10 protein-coding genes and 5 pseudogenes are annotated in these 16,160 nt (G+C 67.3%); 10 read left to right on the top strand and 5 right to left on the bottom strand.

Going from position 1 to position 16,160, the window contains the following annotated elements:
• Positions 1-555 precede the first annotated feature (555 nt).
• The 4 genes and pseudogenes from RNB18_RS23015 to RNB18_RS23000 form a co-directional block, all read right to left on the bottom strand.
• Complete coding sequence (locus RNB18_RS23015) at positions 556-960, bottom strand: ANTAR domain-containing protein (RefSeq protein WP_311715978.1); 405 nt, start codon at positions 958-960, stop codon at positions 556-558.
• A gap of 203 nt (positions 961-1,163) precedes the next feature.
• The gene (locus RNB18_RS23010; protein WP_311715977.1) at positions 1,164-1,985 is read right to left on the bottom strand and encodes a MerR family transcriptional regulator; all 822 of its coding nucleotides are present in this window, start codon (positions 1,983-1,985) and stop codon (positions 1,164-1,166) included.
• A 173-nt stretch (positions 1,986-2,158) separates the two neighbouring features.
• The gene (locus RNB18_RS23005; RefSeq protein ID WP_311716033.1) at positions 2,159-2,428 is read right to left on the bottom strand and encodes a LysR substrate-binding domain-containing protein; all 270 of its coding nucleotides are present in this window, start codon (positions 2,426-2,428) and stop codon (positions 2,159-2,161) included.
• Positions 2,429-2,500: 72 nt separating this feature from the next.
• Positions 2,501-2,692 (bottom strand): annotated as a pseudogene (locus RNB18_RS23000) (CorA family divalent cation transporter); the annotation flags it as partial.
• A 418-nt stretch (positions 2,693-3,110) separates the two neighbouring features.
• On the opposite strand from RNB18_RS23000, the pseudogene RNB18_RS53750 reads away from it, so the two are divergent.
• The 7 genes and pseudogenes from RNB18_RS53750 to RNB18_RS22965 form a co-directional block, all read left to right on the top strand.
• A pseudogene (locus RNB18_RS53750) lies at positions 3,111-3,384 on the top strand (IS5/IS1182 family transposase); the annotation flags it as partial.
• 249 nt (positions 3,385-3,633) lie between these two features.
• Entirely contained in the window at positions 3,634-5,703 is a 2,070-nt protein-coding gene (locus RNB18_RS22990; RefSeq protein ID WP_311715976.1) for an NACHT domain-containing protein, read from the top strand.
• A gap of 110 nt (positions 5,704-5,813) precedes the next feature.
• Positions 5,814-6,170 (top strand): hypothetical protein, encoded by a 357-nt coding sequence (locus tag RNB18_RS22985; protein ID WP_311715975.1) that lies wholly within the window; start codon positions 5,814-5,816, stop codon positions 6,168-6,170.
• Positions 6,171-6,251: 81 nt separating this feature from the next.
• Positions 6,252-6,548: pseudogene (locus RNB18_RS53745) on the top strand (hypothetical protein); the annotation flags it as partial.
• A gap of 313 nt (positions 6,549-6,861) precedes the next feature.
• Entirely contained in the window at positions 6,862-9,204 is a 2,343-nt protein-coding gene (locus tag RNB18_RS22975) for a dynamin family protein (RefSeq protein WP_311715974.1), read from the top strand.
• Positions 9,205-9,232: 28 nt separating this feature from the next.
• Complete coding sequence (locus RNB18_RS22970) at positions 9,233-10,201, top strand: hypothetical protein (RefSeq protein ID WP_311715973.1); 969 nt, start codon at positions 9,233-9,235, stop codon at positions 10,199-10,201.
• Positions 10,198-11,118, top strand: coding sequence for a patatin-like phospholipase family protein (locus RNB18_RS22965; protein ID WP_311715972.1), 921 nt, complete (start codon positions 10,198-10,200; stop codon positions 11,116-11,118). The genes RNB18_RS22970 and RNB18_RS22965 overlap by 4 nt, the downstream gene beginning before the upstream one ends.
• Positions 11,119-11,925: 807 nt before the next feature.
• Here RNB18_RS22965 and RNB18_RS22960 read toward each other — a convergent pair.
• A pseudogene (locus RNB18_RS22960) lies at positions 11,926-12,117 on the bottom strand (CorA family divalent cation transporter); the annotation flags it as partial.
• A 121-nt stretch (positions 12,118-12,238) separates the two neighbouring features.
• Here RNB18_RS22960 and RNB18_RS54100 point away from each other — a divergent pair.
• From RNB18_RS54100 to RNB18_RS22945, 3 genes and pseudogenes are all read left to right on the top strand, one after another.
• Positions 12,239-12,549 (top strand): annotated as a pseudogene (locus RNB18_RS54100) (hypothetical protein); the annotation flags it as partial.
• Between the two features lie 344 nt (positions 12,550-12,893).
• Positions 12,894-13,871 (top strand): lipase family protein, encoded by a 978-nt coding sequence (locus RNB18_RS22950; protein WP_311715971.1) that lies wholly within the window; start codon positions 12,894-12,896, stop codon positions 13,869-13,871.
• On the top strand, positions 13,868-16,153 hold the full coding sequence (locus tag RNB18_RS22945) for a caspase family protein (protein ID WP_311715970.1): 2,286 nt from the start codon (positions 13,868-13,870) through the stop codon (positions 16,151-16,153). Before RNB18_RS22950 ends, RNB18_RS22945 begins: the two co-directional genes overlap by 4 nt.
• Positions 16,154-16,160 lie beyond the last annotated feature (7 nt).

Here is a 16,160-nt window from a genome sequence, read left to right as displayed (position 1 = left end):
CTCACCAAGGAGTGCATACAAGGCCGCATTAGCTCGATCGTGTGATGGTCGGCTTCTGGGCTTGCGGCGGCCTGGGCCGATCGGGTTAACGTGGTCGTGCGACCTGGGACACCGGGTGCGGCGTCAGCGTACGGGGCCCCTGCTCCACCAGAGGATGGTTCAGGGCCTCCCCGTCTCTTTTGGCCGTACCCACATGGCCAGGTCGTGAGGGAACTGGCCTCCCGGGCCCGGATCACGCACAGGATGCGTGTCGCCACCCGGGGTCGAGTACGCCGGGGACCAGCTCGCCCAAGACCGTTCGGGGCGCGCGGCTGAACGGACTCACTCCCGCTCAGTCCACAGGAACGGTATCTGAGGTCTACTCCGTCCGCCTGCGGGCCGTCTCTCCGGTGGCAGGCAATTCGGTCCGGGCCCGTTCGGCGCCAGCCGCAGCGCGTGGATGAAGCGGACGGGGATCGGCATGGTCACGCAGGTCGACGGCGCGGACGACTTCCGGTTCCACACCGTCACGCACGCCGCTGCACGTTCAACCGCAGCGGTCGACACGGGTGCGTGTCACGTCCGGGGCTTTGCCTCGACGACGGCGGCCGGGTTCATGTCGCGGGTGACGAGGGCTTGGACGGTGTCGGTGAGACGGAGCCGGCGCTGCCTCGCGTAGGCGGTGAGCAGTTGCGCGGCTTCGGCGATGGTGGTGTCCGCGTACTGCGCGATCATGCCCTTGGCGATCTCCAGGGTGGCCTTGGAGGCGATGACGCTCTGCACGCGGGTGATGACGTCGTCGGCCCGGGCGGGCTCGGTGGACCAGTGCATCAGGGCCAGTGCCGCGGAGTCCGCCAGGGCCTGCGCAAGATGGACGTCGTCGTCGTTCAGGCGGCCGGGGTGCGGCAGGCGAGGCGTCGACGGGATCTGCGACCGGCGGCATCGCGGCCAGTCGTCCCGCGGGCCGGGACTTGGCGCCACGTCGGCCTGGCCGTTCTCAAACAGGTGGACACATGCGGTGGCCGATGCCGCCCGTCCCATCGGGGAACGCACCCGCGCCTGGTGGCCTCGCGGACCAGGTCGTCGTCGAACCCGACGATCACCGAGTCCGCGATGATGAACAGCGAAGAGCGGGAGATCGCCCGGCTGTTCGGCTACCGCCGCCTCACAGTCCGATTCTCACGTCAGATCCGGGTCACCGGTGCCTGCAGTTCCGTGACCCAGTCGTCGCGGTTCTCGGGGCACTCCAGGTTGATCTCGCGGGCGTATCCCGTCGACTGGTAGCCGTTGGCGTCGATCCAGCGGGCCAGGGCCTGGGCGGTGGGGAGCACGGTGTCCATCGAGCCGCGGTGCACGATGGTCGCCGCCTGGTCGAGGGACGGCAGGTCGAGGATGCGGAAGTCGCCCTCCTGGAGAGGGGCGGAGACCTGGACGGCGGCGTGGACGCTGATCCTGCCACCGCCCTCCGGGGCGCCCTCGTAGTAGGCCACACCGGGGCCCGTGGGGGTGACACCCGCCGAGCCCAGGCGCCGGAACAGCTCGTCGTACAGCGGCCCGATGACCGGGCCGATGTCCTCGGGCTCGTAACTCGCGGCGGTCGCGGTCAGCTCCGCCACCCGGACGGTGGGGACACTCTTGATCACAACGTCGTTCGTGGGCATGCGCCCCTCGCTCTCGATCGCTCGGAGCCTCGCCTCGACCTGGATCAGCCGCGCTCCTGCCGCAGCCATGGCGGTCTCCAGTTCGGCCTGCCGCAGCCGCAGCATGCCGCGCAGTTCCTCCGCGCTGACCTTCTCGTCGACGATGTCCTGGACCTGCTGGAGGGTGAATCCGAGGTCCTTGAGCGCGATGATCCGGTTGAGGCGGGCGAGTTGGGCGGCGGTGTAGTAGCGGTAGCCGCTGGCGGGGTCGACGTGGGCCGGGCGCAGCAGGCCGGTCGCGTCGTAGTGACGCAGCATCCGGACTGAGACGCGGCCGTGCCGGGCGAAGTCTCCGATGGTGAACATGATGTCTCCGAGTTGACCGCCTGACACGGTGTGAGGGTCAAGAACGGTCCTGTAAGCCCGGCGCCCCAAGACCTCCCCCGGCCTTTGCACGGCCATTGTCCATGAGGCCTCGGGGCCGGGCACGTGTCACGCCGCGGACGGGTACCACCAGGCGGGCTTTCCTCTGGACCTCCTTATCGGCGGTCTCCACGATGCTCAGGGCACCCAGTGAGGTGGGCGCGGGCGGCCTGGACGAAGCCCGCCACCAGCGGGTTCGGGTCGCCGACCCGGGTAGCGACCACGACCCTGCTCCTGGGGACGCCCTCGACCGGTACGGTGGCCAGGTCGCCGCGCAGGGAGGCGCGCCGGGCGCCGACCGGCAGGACCGTGACCGCCTGTCCGCTCGCGACTAGTTCGAGCGCGTCCTCGAAGCGGCGACGCCGAGTCGCGGCCGGCCAGGTGATGGTCGTCCGGCACCACCAGCGAGGTCGCGCGGGCGATGGCGTTCCTGGCCCTCGACGCGACGTTCACGGTTTCTAGAGCCAGTCCCGTCGCTTGAAAAGCACGTACAGACCAACGCAGACCACCCCCATCAGACCGATCGCGAAGGGGTACCCGAAGCTCCAACCCAACTCCGGCATGTGCTCGAAGTTCATCCCGTAAATGGTCCCCACGAGCGTCGGAGCAAAGAGAATCGCCGCCCACGACGAGATCTTCTTGAAGTTGTCTACTCGGTGGCGCTGACCTGCGGCAATGTGAGAGCGGCCGACCCTGACCTGCGCAGACGCATCTTTCTCCGACTTTCCTGGTCGTTGCGCGTTACACGGCTGATTCTCCCCACGCGCTCCCCAGCGGCGCTCATACTCCCCAAATTCTCCCCAGCAGAGACCCTGAGGAGAGGTGCGGAGTACGAGATCCCCATAGTCCTCTGTCGGCTTGCGGCGATCGACGAGTAACTGGGTGGGTTAGCTGCCTGACCGGGTGATCTGGTCGGCACCCACGAAGCGAGGAGGGGGACCGTCAGGTGCCCGCGGACGCGGAGTGGTCAGCGGTGGAACACCCCCGCGTCCCGGAGGCCGTCGAACGCCATATCCACCGGCTCGTCCGGGACGCCGTGGTGTTCACTACCATCACCACCGGCCCTGCCGGTCGGCTCATCGCCGACAGCGACTGGCGTCGGCAGAGCTGGTGGCCCACCGTCGATGCTGCCTACTACTTCGGCACCGGCGGCGAGCAGCAACTCGTCCCCCTCGCGGCCGGATTCGGGGTCGGCACCACCACCGCCTACCGATACATCACCGAGGCCGTCAACCTCCCGGCCGCCCTCGCTCCCACCCTCAGCGAAGCCGCACGAGCGGTGTCGACGAAGGCGTACGTGATCCTCGACGGGACCCTCCTGCCGGATCGCTGCCAGCAGGATCCGTTGACCAGCCCTCTCCAGACTCTGTCCGCCGTATCCCGCCTGCTGGCCGGTGACTGCGGAACGGGCTGACTGCCAAAGGCCGTCCTGCGGTATCTCGGCCCAGCCCCGTGACGCCAACTGCCGCGTGCGAGGGCTCGACCGGGCAAGTGTCGCTGCCGCCGCGGAGGGGGGAGTTCGGTGCCGCTGACGGGTATGCAGCAAGGCATGGCGGGAATCGGGGGACGAAGGGGACGGGATCGGCGCCGCGTGGGGGTCGTGCTCGGTGCGGTGCTGATAGTGGCCACTGCCGGGTACGCGGTGTCCCAGTTGGTGCGCGGTGGGCTCGGACCGGCGGACACCGCGGGGCTGCTGGGGCTGCCACTCGGCGTGGCGGGACTGGTGGCCGCGGTGGCGGCGCTGCAGCGCCCCTGGAACGGCACGGACGCCGAATTGGTGCGGCAGTGGGCAGCGACGCTGGCCGTTCAGGTGCAGGAGAACGAGCGCAAGCTGCGGCACCAGTTGTTAGGTGGTGATATCCGGCGCATCGACCTCCACTACACGCTGCGTACGGTGCCGGGGCGCACGGCCCGGGCCCCGATGGCTGGGCGAACCTTCCACGGCTCCGGGAGTCCCGGAACGGATCCGGACATCGCCGGGTTCTTCAGGGCCACCCGACCCCAGCGACTCGTCATCGCCGGCGTCCCCGGCTCCGGCAAGACGGTCCTGGCCCTGGAACTGGTCCTGGCCCTGGCCACCGACCGCGCCGACGTCGACCCAGTGCCGGTGCGAATCCCCATGGCTCAGTGGGACACCGCCCACACTCTGTCCGAACTGCTGGTAGACCATCTCACGCAGGCCCTGGACTGGCCCCGGGAGATGGCAGAGAGCCTGGTGGCCCATGGCATGGTGCTGCCCGTCCTCGACGGCCTGGACGAAATGGATCCCCCACGCGCCGACGGCTCGCCGGACCCGAACGCACGCCGGGCAAGGGCAGCCGTGCAGCACCTGAACGCCCACCAAGCGGGCCTGAACGCAGGCCCGCTCGTCCTCACCAGCCGGATCGCGAACTTCGAAGCGCTCCTTGCGTGCGAGCCTCTGATCGACTCCGCGCTGGCGGTCATCTCGCCGGTGGCCACCGAACCCGCGCTCACCTATCTGCGTGAGCGCTGCCGCGACCACACTCGCTGGCAGCCGCTGCTGGACCACCTTGCTGCCTTCCCCTCCGGCATACACGCCGAGGCCCTGTCGACCCCCTGGCGGCTCGGGCTGACCGCCACCGTCTACCGCTATCACGGTGACCCGGCGGGCCTGCTGGCGCTGCACGACACGGATGCGCTCGACCGGCATCTCTTAGGCCGCTACATACCGGCTGCTGTCGAACCGGCGTTCGGCGACCCTGCCCCACCCTCCTACCGGCCGGATCAGGTCCACCGCTGGCTGCATCACCTCACTGGGCATCTGGCGGGGACCGGCGCCACGGCATTTCCTACGACCGACATCGCCGTGCATAGCCTGTGGCCGCTGGCCGGGCCCCGCACGGTCCGAGTGGCGGACGCGCTGCTGACCTTCTGCCTGACCACCGCTGTCCTCCCCGTAGCCTGGCTGACCCCCCGGGCCGCCGAGGTGGCATCCAGTGTGCTGGCCCTGGCTGGGGCGTCCGGTCTGGCGGCCGCGCTCGCTCTCAGCCCCAGCAGGCTGGATTGGCAGAAGCGGCACGTGCCCGGTCTGCGGGGCCGATTCGTGGTGGGCCTTGTCGTCAATCCCGTCCTCGCCACGGCCGTTGGTGTTGCTGCCGGGCTCGCGGTCGGCGCGGCGCTCGCCGCGGCCGGATGCTCCTCGGCCGCGCTAGCCACTGGGGCAGTCGTGAGCTGGGTCGCCGGGCTCGGCGCAGGCTACCGGTTCAGTGTGGCAGCCGGATTGCGTGGGGCACCGACGAGGGCCGTCAGTCCTCCCGTCGCGCTGCACGACGATACTGTGTACGGGCTGGTTTACGCCGTCTCCACTGGATTGTTCGGAGGGCTGGCCGTTGGCGGCACCGTGGCGCTCTTGCTGGAGCCGAGAACGGGTCTTGTCGTCGGAGCGGCCACCGCTGTCGCATCCGGCCAGGCATCGGGTCTCAGCGCCGCGCGGCGCTACCTGGTCTTTCTGTTGTGCTCGCGCCGACTGCTGCCCTTTCGACTGGGCCGCTTCCTGGACTGGGCCTGCTCTGCCGGCCTCATGCGTTACTCCGGTCCCGCGTACCAGTTCCGACACGCCGAACTGCAGCGCTGGCTCGCCGCCCATCCAGATCCCGTGATCGTGTCCCAAGCAGGCTCGGTTGATGATCTGCGGCCCTGACGGTTCGCTCGGGGAAAGCGGGCAAGGTCTTCCGTTGTAACGACCAGCTAACTCGGCACTCCATGATCACCAGGAGCCGTGCCTGCGGGTCTGTCTGCCGATCCATCACCATGACGACCGAGTTGGGGTATCAGGCCCATACCAGCTCTGCTGCCGACCGTGAGAATGACGGTGTCCCGCTGCCCCTGGAGCCCTGCCTCGATGCCCGCGACGCCGCCCCGCTGCCGGCCTGGCTCGACCAACTCGCGGCCTCTGGCCTGTCTGCCTTGGCGAGCCTGGCCAACACCATCCGCGAAGACCAGCAGGCAGTCGTGCAGGGCATCACCACCCCGTACAACCTCGGCGTCAACGAAGGCCGCATCACGGACCTGAAGCTCCAGAAGAGGATCATGGCTGGCCGCGCCGGCGTTCCGCTCCTGCGCCACCGCGTCGTCCTCATGGCGCCTCTCCGACGCCACTACCCGTGACGGAGCGTCACCGGCGCACGGTGGCACACCGCCGTTTCACGAAAATCTTGCCAGGGCCACGTTCACTTGTACGCAGACACCCGCATCCGTGAGCGCCAAGGTGTCCCGATCCTTGCCCAACGGGCCTACATGGGAGCCGGCTCGTGGGTGACCACACCCCTCAGGTGTCCACCGGGCCGCGAGCTCACACCAGCTCAGCAAACGGCCGACCGGGCGCTTTCCGCAGCGTGGGCACCGGTTGAACGAGGCGTCGCACGACGACGTCCTGGCCGAACCAGTCGCGCCCCGACCGGGGATCCCGCCGCGGACCGGCACTCCTCAACAACCCCTGCTCCCGCGGGCGCCCGCTACCGCCCCGCCCCCGAAGGACCTCGGTGATCGTCTCCCGTGTGATCTCCAGCAGGGACGCCTCCTCCTTCGCGGCAAGACGCCTGTCAACTCCGCAATTCATAGCCGCAGTTCGGCGATCCCCTCCCGCACGGCAGCTTCCTGGCGGTCGAGTTCCTCGACCCGACACCCCCGCCTCCCAGACGACGTCCCAGGACGCGCTGCAAAAGAGCCGCACTCAACTCGGGTCATCGTGTTAGCCGTTGTTAAGGACAAGTCATTCTACCGACTCCATGTTACGGAGACAGAGTCACTGCTAGTATTCCCGTCGATAGCGGAGCGTGAGGAATAGGGGGATGCGCCCGTGGATCACTCTGAACGCGGCGGCCGGCTGGCGGATCTTCATCAAGACCTCATTCGCGGCTTCGAACGAGTCGTTGCTCTGTTCGAGCGATCGGCAAGGCTGGAACGCAACAACAACCACGAGGGAGCAGCGCTCAAGAGCAAAGTCGAGCGGAAAGCAGCAGAGCTCAATCGGCACCTGGAGTCGGTACGGGAACTGCAGCTCGTCATGCCGATCGTGGCACCGATGAAAGCAGGCAAGTCGACACTGATCAATGCGATCGTCGGATATCAGTTGTTGCCGGCTCGAGCCAATCCTATGACCACAGTACCCACGAGAATCATCCTTGTCGAAGGTATGGCTCTGGACAGGCCGGAGCTGACCATTCCCGACTCCCTGCTCAGCCTTTACGACACTCTGGAGAGGAAGCTCCTGGGGCGCCTGCGCAGCGGCTGGACCGTCGGCTCCATACACGGTTACCTGACTGATCTGGCCGAACGCCTCAACCGCACAGTGCTACCACGCCTTGAGCGTCGCTACATTGGAGCAGCCGACGTTCACAAGGCTCTTGCCAGGATCAACGATGAGATGCGGCTCGCCTCGCTGGCTCTCAATGACGACTATCTCAGCTACATGCTAGACCTGCCGGAGCTGCGCACAGGGCACCTGCATCCTTTCACCGCAGGAGGGGTGCGGGGCGGGCAGCTCGTCATCATTGACACACCCGGCCCCAACGAACACGCCATTGCCGCAAGGCTTGGCCCCGCTCTTGAGCGACAACTCCACGACGCCCACGCTCTGCTGGTCGTGCTCGACTACACCCAGATGGGTAGCGAAGCGGCAGTCGACATCGAGAACCGTCTCGGTCGGCACGTCGAGGTCATTGGGAAGGAGCGCTTGTATGCCGTGGTCAACAAGGTGGACGCGCGCAAGACGGAGGATGATCTGAGTGCGGATGAGACGCGTCAGCTTGTCCGCAACACCCTCGCAATCTCCGCGGGACAGGTACATGAGGTCGTGGCCAACTGGGGTCTGCTCGGCTCCCGGGTCCTGACCGAACAACGCCTGCTGGGGGACCGGTTCAGGCATGCTGACAGCGAGGCGGCCATTGCCGTGTTGCGTGAACTCAATCCACTCGAAGACGCGTCCGAACTGGAGGCCCTTCTCGGAGATACGCCTCCGGTGGCGCTGACCCGCACGGCTGAGCGCCTGTTAGTGAAGAGCCAGGTCGTGCCGCTGATCGAGAAGGTGATTGACCAGCTACGGGGTGATGCGGCTCCTGCGGTCATGAAATCTGCACTGCATCGGTACCAGGCTGCTGTGGAGGAGTTGAGGACCAGCCTCGCATTGGAACGGAGTGCCGCAGAACACGACGCGAAGGAGATCGAGCTGCAACTGGCCAAGCTGAAAAGTGAAATGGAGGAGCTGGCCGACCACAGGGAACGGCTTCCGACCGTCGTGCAGTTGCAGGAGCGGTTCCGGCGGGAGATCGAGGGATTCGCCAGCGAGTTGGAAGCGAACGGTCACCAGATCATCCAGACGGTGGGAATGGAGTCTGCCAGGACAGAGAAGTCAAATATTCCCCTGGTGGATCAGACGAAGAGCATCGTAAGGAAGTTGTTTGACGCGGTCAGCTCGAACAGATCGGTCTCTGACGAGATCGAGTTCCCGACGCTTGAGGAGGCCACGCGGCTGAAGGACGAGATCGCTGGAGCAGTCACCGCGCAGCTCCGCGAACTACTCGACCAGGGGCGCGTCGACCTGGACAAGCTGGTCCGACGCACCTCCGTCGACATCGTCAATGAGCAGGAGTCAAAGGTGCGCGGTCTCATCGAACGCGCCGCACGGACCCTTTCGAATGCGTTCGATGTCGATGTCAAACCCCCTCCTCCCGGTATCCACGAGCAGTTCCGCGTCGAGCTTGAGGATCCCGCAGAGCGGATGCGTGTAAGCGAAGAGGAGTACGAGGAGACTCGGACCAGGCGCATCTGGTGGACTCTGTGGATTGCCACGGAGGAGGTGACGGTCACCGCGACCCGTCCCGTCAAGGTGTCTGTCTACGTCGTCTCGTGCACAAGCATCGAGCGTCAGCTCCGGGAGCTCTTCGACGCCCAGATCGACGACATGCGTGACTCTCTGCGTGCATACGTCGGCAGTGAGCTCACCGGTGAGCTCACTGCCTACTACGACGGACTTGGTGACTACCTCAAGGGCTACCACGATGTCCTTACCAGCTCTCTGGGGGTCCATCAGAAGAGCGAGGAGCAGCGTATCGATCACGGAAAGACGATCAGGGCTCTTGAGGCGGAGTTGGTGACGGAAGCCGAGACGCTTGACGACTACCTGTGTCGACTCACGGCCTGAATGTGGAAAGGCTGGTTCCGAGCTCTTCATGAATGCCCAAGTTCTGCAGTTGGCCACTCGTCTGCCTGGGGTGCACGACAGGGCGCTGCTTGAGCTGGCGAACGGTATCGGCGTCGCTCGCGCAATCACTGCCGACCGTGCAGAATCAGGCGTCGTCGCGCGGCTGGTCGCGGACCTTACCGGCAGCAGCCAGAGGGCCCAGCTCTTGACCATCCGTCACTTGGTCAACGGTCAGGAAACTCTGGCCGCCCTCGCGGTCGAAACCAGTGAATATGGCCGGGTCACCGACCTGGCCATAGCGCGAGTAGCCGGGCATCTGAAGTCCGTGAGGGAGCAGGTGTCAAACCTGCAGCGCGCGCATGAGGAGCTCGCTGATGAGGTCGGAGAGATCATCAAGGCGACCGAAGAGCGTTTGTCGCTCCTCGAACGCCGGGTCGGCGCCGTCGAGTTGAAAGATGCCGCCAGGGATTTCGCGGACCGCGCGCTGGCCAGTGCGGAACGATCGCTGCGCGGAGTTCCGTGGCCCTACCAGGCTATTCTGCTCGGGCGCCACCTGGCGAGCGGCCCGTGCGGGCGGTGGTACGCAGAATCTGGTGACACGCAGTACCGCAGTCGAACCGCCCGAGCGGTAGCGGACGCGATTCCCCAGGTGTCCCAGACGCCCGGTCGCACGATCAGCCTGGCCACTGAGTTCGAAGAAGCCTGGCGCATGCTTGTCTGGCCCGAACAGCGCGCTCTCGTAGGAGAACTGCTCGACATCGGGCTCGTTCCTGGGCTTGCTCTGGCAAGCCGCCCGCTGCACCACATGGCCGCGATGACGATGGAGCTGGCCTCACTCGCTGACGACGTCAGGCCCGAGCGGCCGGCCGGGATTGCCCTGGAGCTCAGCCGACGACGGGTGGCCCACCTTGATGCGGGTGCTACCGCGCGCAGGATCGTGGACGTTGCGGTGCAGGAGCAGTTCGAACTGGCCGCGAGCCACTGGCGGCAGTCGTGAAGAACAGCACACGTGCCGCACGCATCGGACTGGTTCTGGCCGGCGGGGGAGCCCGAGGGGCCTACCAGGTCGGAGTGATGGAATACCTGGCCGAAGTGGATATTTCCTTGGCGGCGGTGGCGGGCACCAGCATCGGTGCGCTGAACGGCGCGGTGGTCGCCGCACAGGGGTCGCCCGACGCGGCGGTCGAACACCTGGTGAATGTGTGGGACGAGGTCGGACGTACGGCTGGGCACGCAGACTCCGGCTTGGGCGCGGTGTCGGATGTCGTCAAGCTGGCGCGAGGCCCGGTCCTGCACCCAGAATTCATTGACGGCGTGTTGGACCGACACGTTGACCTCGCACAGCTGTGCCTCCCGTTCTGGGTCGCTGCCTTCCCTGGGGTGCCCGACGACAACTGGTTTGCCGACATCGTGCGTTCGGTAACTGGCGCCCAATCAGAATGGATCAAGGTCAACGACCTTGCAATGGCCCAGCGCAAGGAGGCAGTTCTGGCCAGTGCGGCTCTTCCATTCATCGTCCCCGGGCGGCGTGTGGACGACCGTCTCTACCGCGATGGTGCCCTGGGAGGCGTCTACGCCAATGCGCCACTGGGGTCGCTGATGGCTGAGAGCCCACTCGACTTGATCTTGGTCACGCATCTTCAACGCGGAGTGCTGTGGGACGCCAGCCGCTATCCCACGGCAACGGTCCTCGAAATCCGGCCGTCAGAGGCGCTGGTCTCACCCGGCGTGACCGGCAACGCCATCAGCCTTTTGGATTTCTCCGCTCGCAGGCTCAACGAGCTGCGCGAACTGGGCTATCGGGATGCCGAGCGGACCATCACCACTGCGCGGGTCCTCCTTGGGCCTTTCCCAAGACGACGTGAGGCTCAGGACGTCATGCTGGAAGCAGTTCGGGAACTGGATTCTCCCTGACCGCTCGCGGGCTTTTCCTGTTCGGTCAACTCGTGCATCTAAGCGGGCAGTTCACCGTACTTCGCCGGGCGGCAGCCTTCCGCCGCGCAAGCTCCCCCCTCCAGCGACTTCGGGAGACGGTGGCGGAATTCCTCCCGGTACGGCGCGAGGTGCTCGGCGTCCGTTGCGAGGGGCATGATGTGCGGGCTGACGTCCGGAGCGGGCGGGGACGGATCCCCCGGTGAGCTGGTTGCCGCAGTCTGCTCAGCCCTGGGCAGGACCGGCCCTCGGCCTTGACGCTCGTCTGACGCTCCAGGTGTCTGCATGAAGGACGATGAGTCAAGAAACCGGCTCTGACCAGCGATTTTCTGGGATCCGTTCAGGCCGGCACCTTTCCGATGACGCACAACGTGGAGCATGTCCGGATCCTCGAACCGGCCGCGAGGGGCTTGGGCCTGCGGCTCTGTCTGTAGCTGGTGCTCGTGGCGTTCGCTAGGTGTTTAAGGTAACGGAGGAGGGGTGCCGAGGCAGCGTGCTGGTGTCACTTTAGGTGATGTTCTACGTGGGCAGTCGGCTCGGTAAATCCTGGCGAAAAGGGAGACCGGGCCGGGGCGCTGCGCAGAGTGGAAGGCATGGAGTGGATTCGATTCTCCCCGGATTCTCCCCAGCGTTGACAGGCCCCTAAAGCACCAGGTCAGCGTAGTTCTGGCAGGACGAGGAGATCACCCACATCACTTCTCCCCAGGGACTCCTCACGGCCGTTTTTGTGTCGATCCGTAGAGGGTGCGAGAGTAGAGCGCGAAGGGGGCTGTGCGTGGTCTCAGTTCCCTAGAGCCAGTCCCGCCGCTTGAAGATCACGTACAAACTCACGCAAACCACCCCCATCAAGCCAATCGCGAAGGGGTATCCGAAGCTCCAGCCCAACTCGGGCATGTGGTCAAAGTTCATGCCGTAGATAGTTCCTACGAGTGTAGGAGCAAAGAGAATGGCGGCCCAAGAAGAGATCTTCTTGATGTTGTCTGCCTGGTGGCGCTGGCCTGGGGCGATGCGGCTCCAGTCGCCTTTGACCTGCGTGGATGACTCTTGCCGCGTCTTTCAGGGGCATGCCGCGTTACGCAGCTGATTCTCCCTGACTCGCCGCTTCGGCGGCGTCACACCAGCGCCGTTCTACTTCGGGACGATCTGCGGCAACCTGCGGCACCCGCGGCGCTACAACCGTCGTCTCCAACGCGTCTTCCACATCTCGGCGTTGTTCAGCATCCGGCACTGCGATGAGCCGCGAAGGTTCTACGACCGTAATCGCGCCGAGGGGGAGCGTCACATCCAGGCCGTCCTCGCCATGGCCCGCCGAGGCGTCAACGTCTCTGGGCGCTCCTACCCGATGGACGGTGGTACGAGCTCACTTTCGCCCAGTGCTCTCGGGGCTCGACAGGCCGCATTAGGGATCGCTGAGTGACCTGTACGTCGGCGGCGACACTCTGCCGTGCCAACGACGAGTTCACTGCATTTCTCCCGGATGTTCCCGCGAGCGTTCCGTAGCGGCTTAAATGGACTGAGGGCGATGAACGGGGGGTGCTGTGACCACTGTGATCTTTGTGCACGGAACGGGTGTGCGCGAGAGGCGCTATTTGGAGCAGCTGGAGTTGCTTACATCCAAAACAGCGGAACTGGGCCGGTCTGATGTCCGAGTGCTGCCCTGCTTGTGGGGGGACGGGCTAGGCTCCACCCTGGGCGCCGGAGGCGCCAGTGTGCCGGATGCGCCGCCGGCCGAAGTCGGCGCGCAAGCGCAGTGGCCAGTGACACGCTGGGCGCTTCTGACCGCCGACCCCACGCACGAACTGCGCCTGCTCGCGGTGCAGTACGCGAGCCGGAAGGACCGCCCGGCCACCGTGCCGGGTGCCCTTCCGTACGGGGAGCGTCTGCGGAGAACCGCGAAGGCCCTGGCGGAGCATCCGGACCTTGAGTCACCGCTCCGTCGAGCCGGTCTGCAGCGCCACTTCCCGCCCGCAGTGGCGGATGTCCTGGGGGAGGAGGACACCCGGCTGGCGACGGACCTTGCCCGCGAACGGGTGGACTCCGCCGAGCTGTGCGCCGCGCTCGCCCGTGCGTTCGTGGCGCGGGCGAGCCTGCGGTACGAGGCGGCAGGGGGGTGGCCACCCCTGATGTCGGGCCGGACCCGCGACGCTCTGGTGACAGCGGTCACCGCGCGTCTCGGCACCCTGGAACTGGGCGTGTCCGACCGACTGGTGAAGTTCGGCATGCGACTGGGCCTGCGGTTCGGCGCTTCGACCATGATGGAGCGGCGGCACGACATCGTCCTGGAACGGCACGCTCTCGCCGGTGACGTCCTGCACTACCTCACACGAGGACAGAGGATAAGGGACTTCATCAAGGCGACCATCGCACAGGCCGCCGACGACGTCGTTCTGGTGGCGCACAGTCTCGGGGGGATCGCCAGTCTCGACCTGCTGGTCGGTGAGCACATCCCAGCGGTGCGCACCCTGCTCACCGTCGGCTCGCAGGGACCGCTCCTCTACGAGATCGGCTCCCTGCCCTCGCTCCCCTTCGGTGAGCCTCTGCCCGACTGGATGCCGCGCTGGGTGAACGTCTACGACCCACGCGACGCGCTGGCCTACGTCGGCTCCTCCCCGAAGCTGTTCGGCGACCGGATCGAGGACGTCCGGATCGACAACGGGGTTCCGGTTCTTGACGCTCACTCCGCCTATTTCGACAGCGACGAGTTCTACGACGTGTTGGACAGCTGCCTGTCGTGACGGTGCAGTCCGGCGTCGCGGCGGGCCCGCCGAACCCCGCCCGTACCTACGCTGTCGTGGTCGCGGTCAGCCAGTACGCCTACGGAAGTCCCGACTGGGACCGGCCCGCCCTCGACGAGGACGCGGCACGGTTCAGCGCGTGGCTGCGCAGTAGCGGAGTGCCGTCCGAGCACATCATCGAACTCAAGGGCGCGGAAGCCACGGTGGAGCGGGTCCGCAGTGTGCTGGTCGGCCAAGTGCCGCTCTTGCACGGCGACTTCCTGTGGGTCTACTGGGCCGGTCACGGTGTGATCGACAAGGAGGACAGGCTGCGGCTGCTGCTCGCCGGCCAGCCCGCGAACGACATGCGCAATCTGGGGCTGGAAGACCTCCTCGCGCTCTACCGGACGTCGTTCCTGCCGGGCTTCACCCGGCAGACCTTCGTCATCGATGCCTGCCAGCAGGACGCCGAGCGGATGGACATCCCCCTGGGCTCTCCCCTGGACCTGCCCCCAAGCGGAGAGAAGAAGGACGAGGCAGACCAACAGGTCTGGGTGGCGGCGCAGTTGAACACGGGTGCCGCGTACGGGCCGCAGGGCGGACTCTTCAGCGCCGCCGTGCTCTCGCTCCTCGGAGCGGGGCGGACCCTCGACGGGACGGTCACCGAGGCGGAGCTGCAAAGGGGGGTCCGGGCCGAAGCGGACCGGGCGGGGCTCGGCGGCGCCCGGGACGACTTACAGGAGCCCATCCGCGTCCTGTACCGGAACAGCGGCGGTTCACGGGAGCCGATGGTGCTGCTGGCGCGGCCGGCCCGGGACGGAAACCGGCCGCCCGGTCAGACGTCCTCGCCCCCGGTGGCTCACCGCATCCCCCTGCCCCCGCCCGGCGTCACGAGTCGCGCCGCACCGGACGACCGCTTCCGGGTCCGGCTGGAGACCCGTTGGTGTCTCACCTCGGGCCAGTGCACGGACGTACTGGCCGACCCGTCCGGCGACGACCTCGTAGAGCTGCTGTCGCGGACCGAACAGCTCCTCCAGCGTGTCCTCTCCGCGCACGACCCGCGTCACGCCCCGCCCGAAGCCCGCCGCTGGTATGTCCACGAGGTGGACGCCTCGCGCGAACCCGCCTCCGGCGACGAGCTGTTCGCCACGGGGCCGGGCGCCGAGAAGCCGGGCCAGGACCCCGCGGGGCGAGGCAGCGGCCTGATCGTGCGCCTGCGCGCCGATGACGGTCCACCGGCCGACTGGCCCCTCCATCTCGGTCATCTGCGGCGCCTGGCACCGGGGCTGCGCGTCGTGGTGGTGCAGATCCACGGCGCGGACGCGGACGCCGTGCACGAGACCGCCGTACGAGTGGCGCGGGATCTGCGATGCGGCGAGTACCTGTTCCGTCGGGCTCGTCCGCCACGGAGGGCCGTCTCCGGCTCCTGGAGGACGCTGACTCGTGCCGTCGACGTCCGGTCCGCGCTCGCCGACACAGGAACGGCAACCGTACGACTGGACGGCCCCGCGATCGTGGCCGACCTGAACACCCGCGACGGGGAGAGGACGGAGCGCGACGCCCGGACCGGCCCTGAAGGCCCGGCAGACCTGCCTGGACCGGACGGGCAGCATCCGTCGACCCCGCACGGACAGCCGTCGGGCCGGGGAGACTGGCAAGCGGAGCGGGACATGCTGGCGTCGGTGGCGGCCCGCTGGCCGTCGGAGTACCCCGCCCTGGCAGAGGCCCACGCCGCCGGTCGCCGCGGGGCCGGGCGCTACGCGTCCCTGCTGCTCGCGGCGGCCGACGACGCCGAACTGGGCCGTTGGCTCGGCGCCGCCGGACGGCAGCCGCCGGGTCCGGACGACTTTCCCGGCGTACGCGTTCCACGGGCTGTCGCCGACGCGATGGTGCTCGGACTGCTGCGTGATCGGCAGCCCGGGAAGGCGCCGGAACTCCACGGCTGGCAGCATGCGCACCTGTCCTCGGCGGTACGGGCCGCATACGAGGTGGCGTTGCGCGGGACACCCCCGACGCTGGCCGACCTGGACCGGTCCGAGGAGGCCGTCACGCTCGACCGGGCCGGACTGCTGGCAGGGACCGATCTGTGGGCGCTCGATCCGAGAGGTCTGTGCCGAGGCACATGGACCCTGCTGACCCGATGGCCGCTCACCGAGGACACGGCCGGCTGGCTCGCCGGAGTCCCGGAAGCCAGACGACGCCTCGTGGGGCTGTCGGCACAGCCGTCGCTGCCCGACGCCTCGCTGGAGTGGGACGAGCCTGACTACCGGGAAGCGCTCAGGCCCCCCTTGCCGTCCGGATGACAGCCAC

The organism is Streptomyces doebereineriae, assembly GCF_031845645.1.
GTDB lineage: Bacteria > Actinomycetota > Actinomycetes > Streptomycetales > Streptomycetaceae > Streptomyces > Streptomyces canus.
This window is presented reverse-complemented; position numbering and strand designations above follow the sequence as displayed.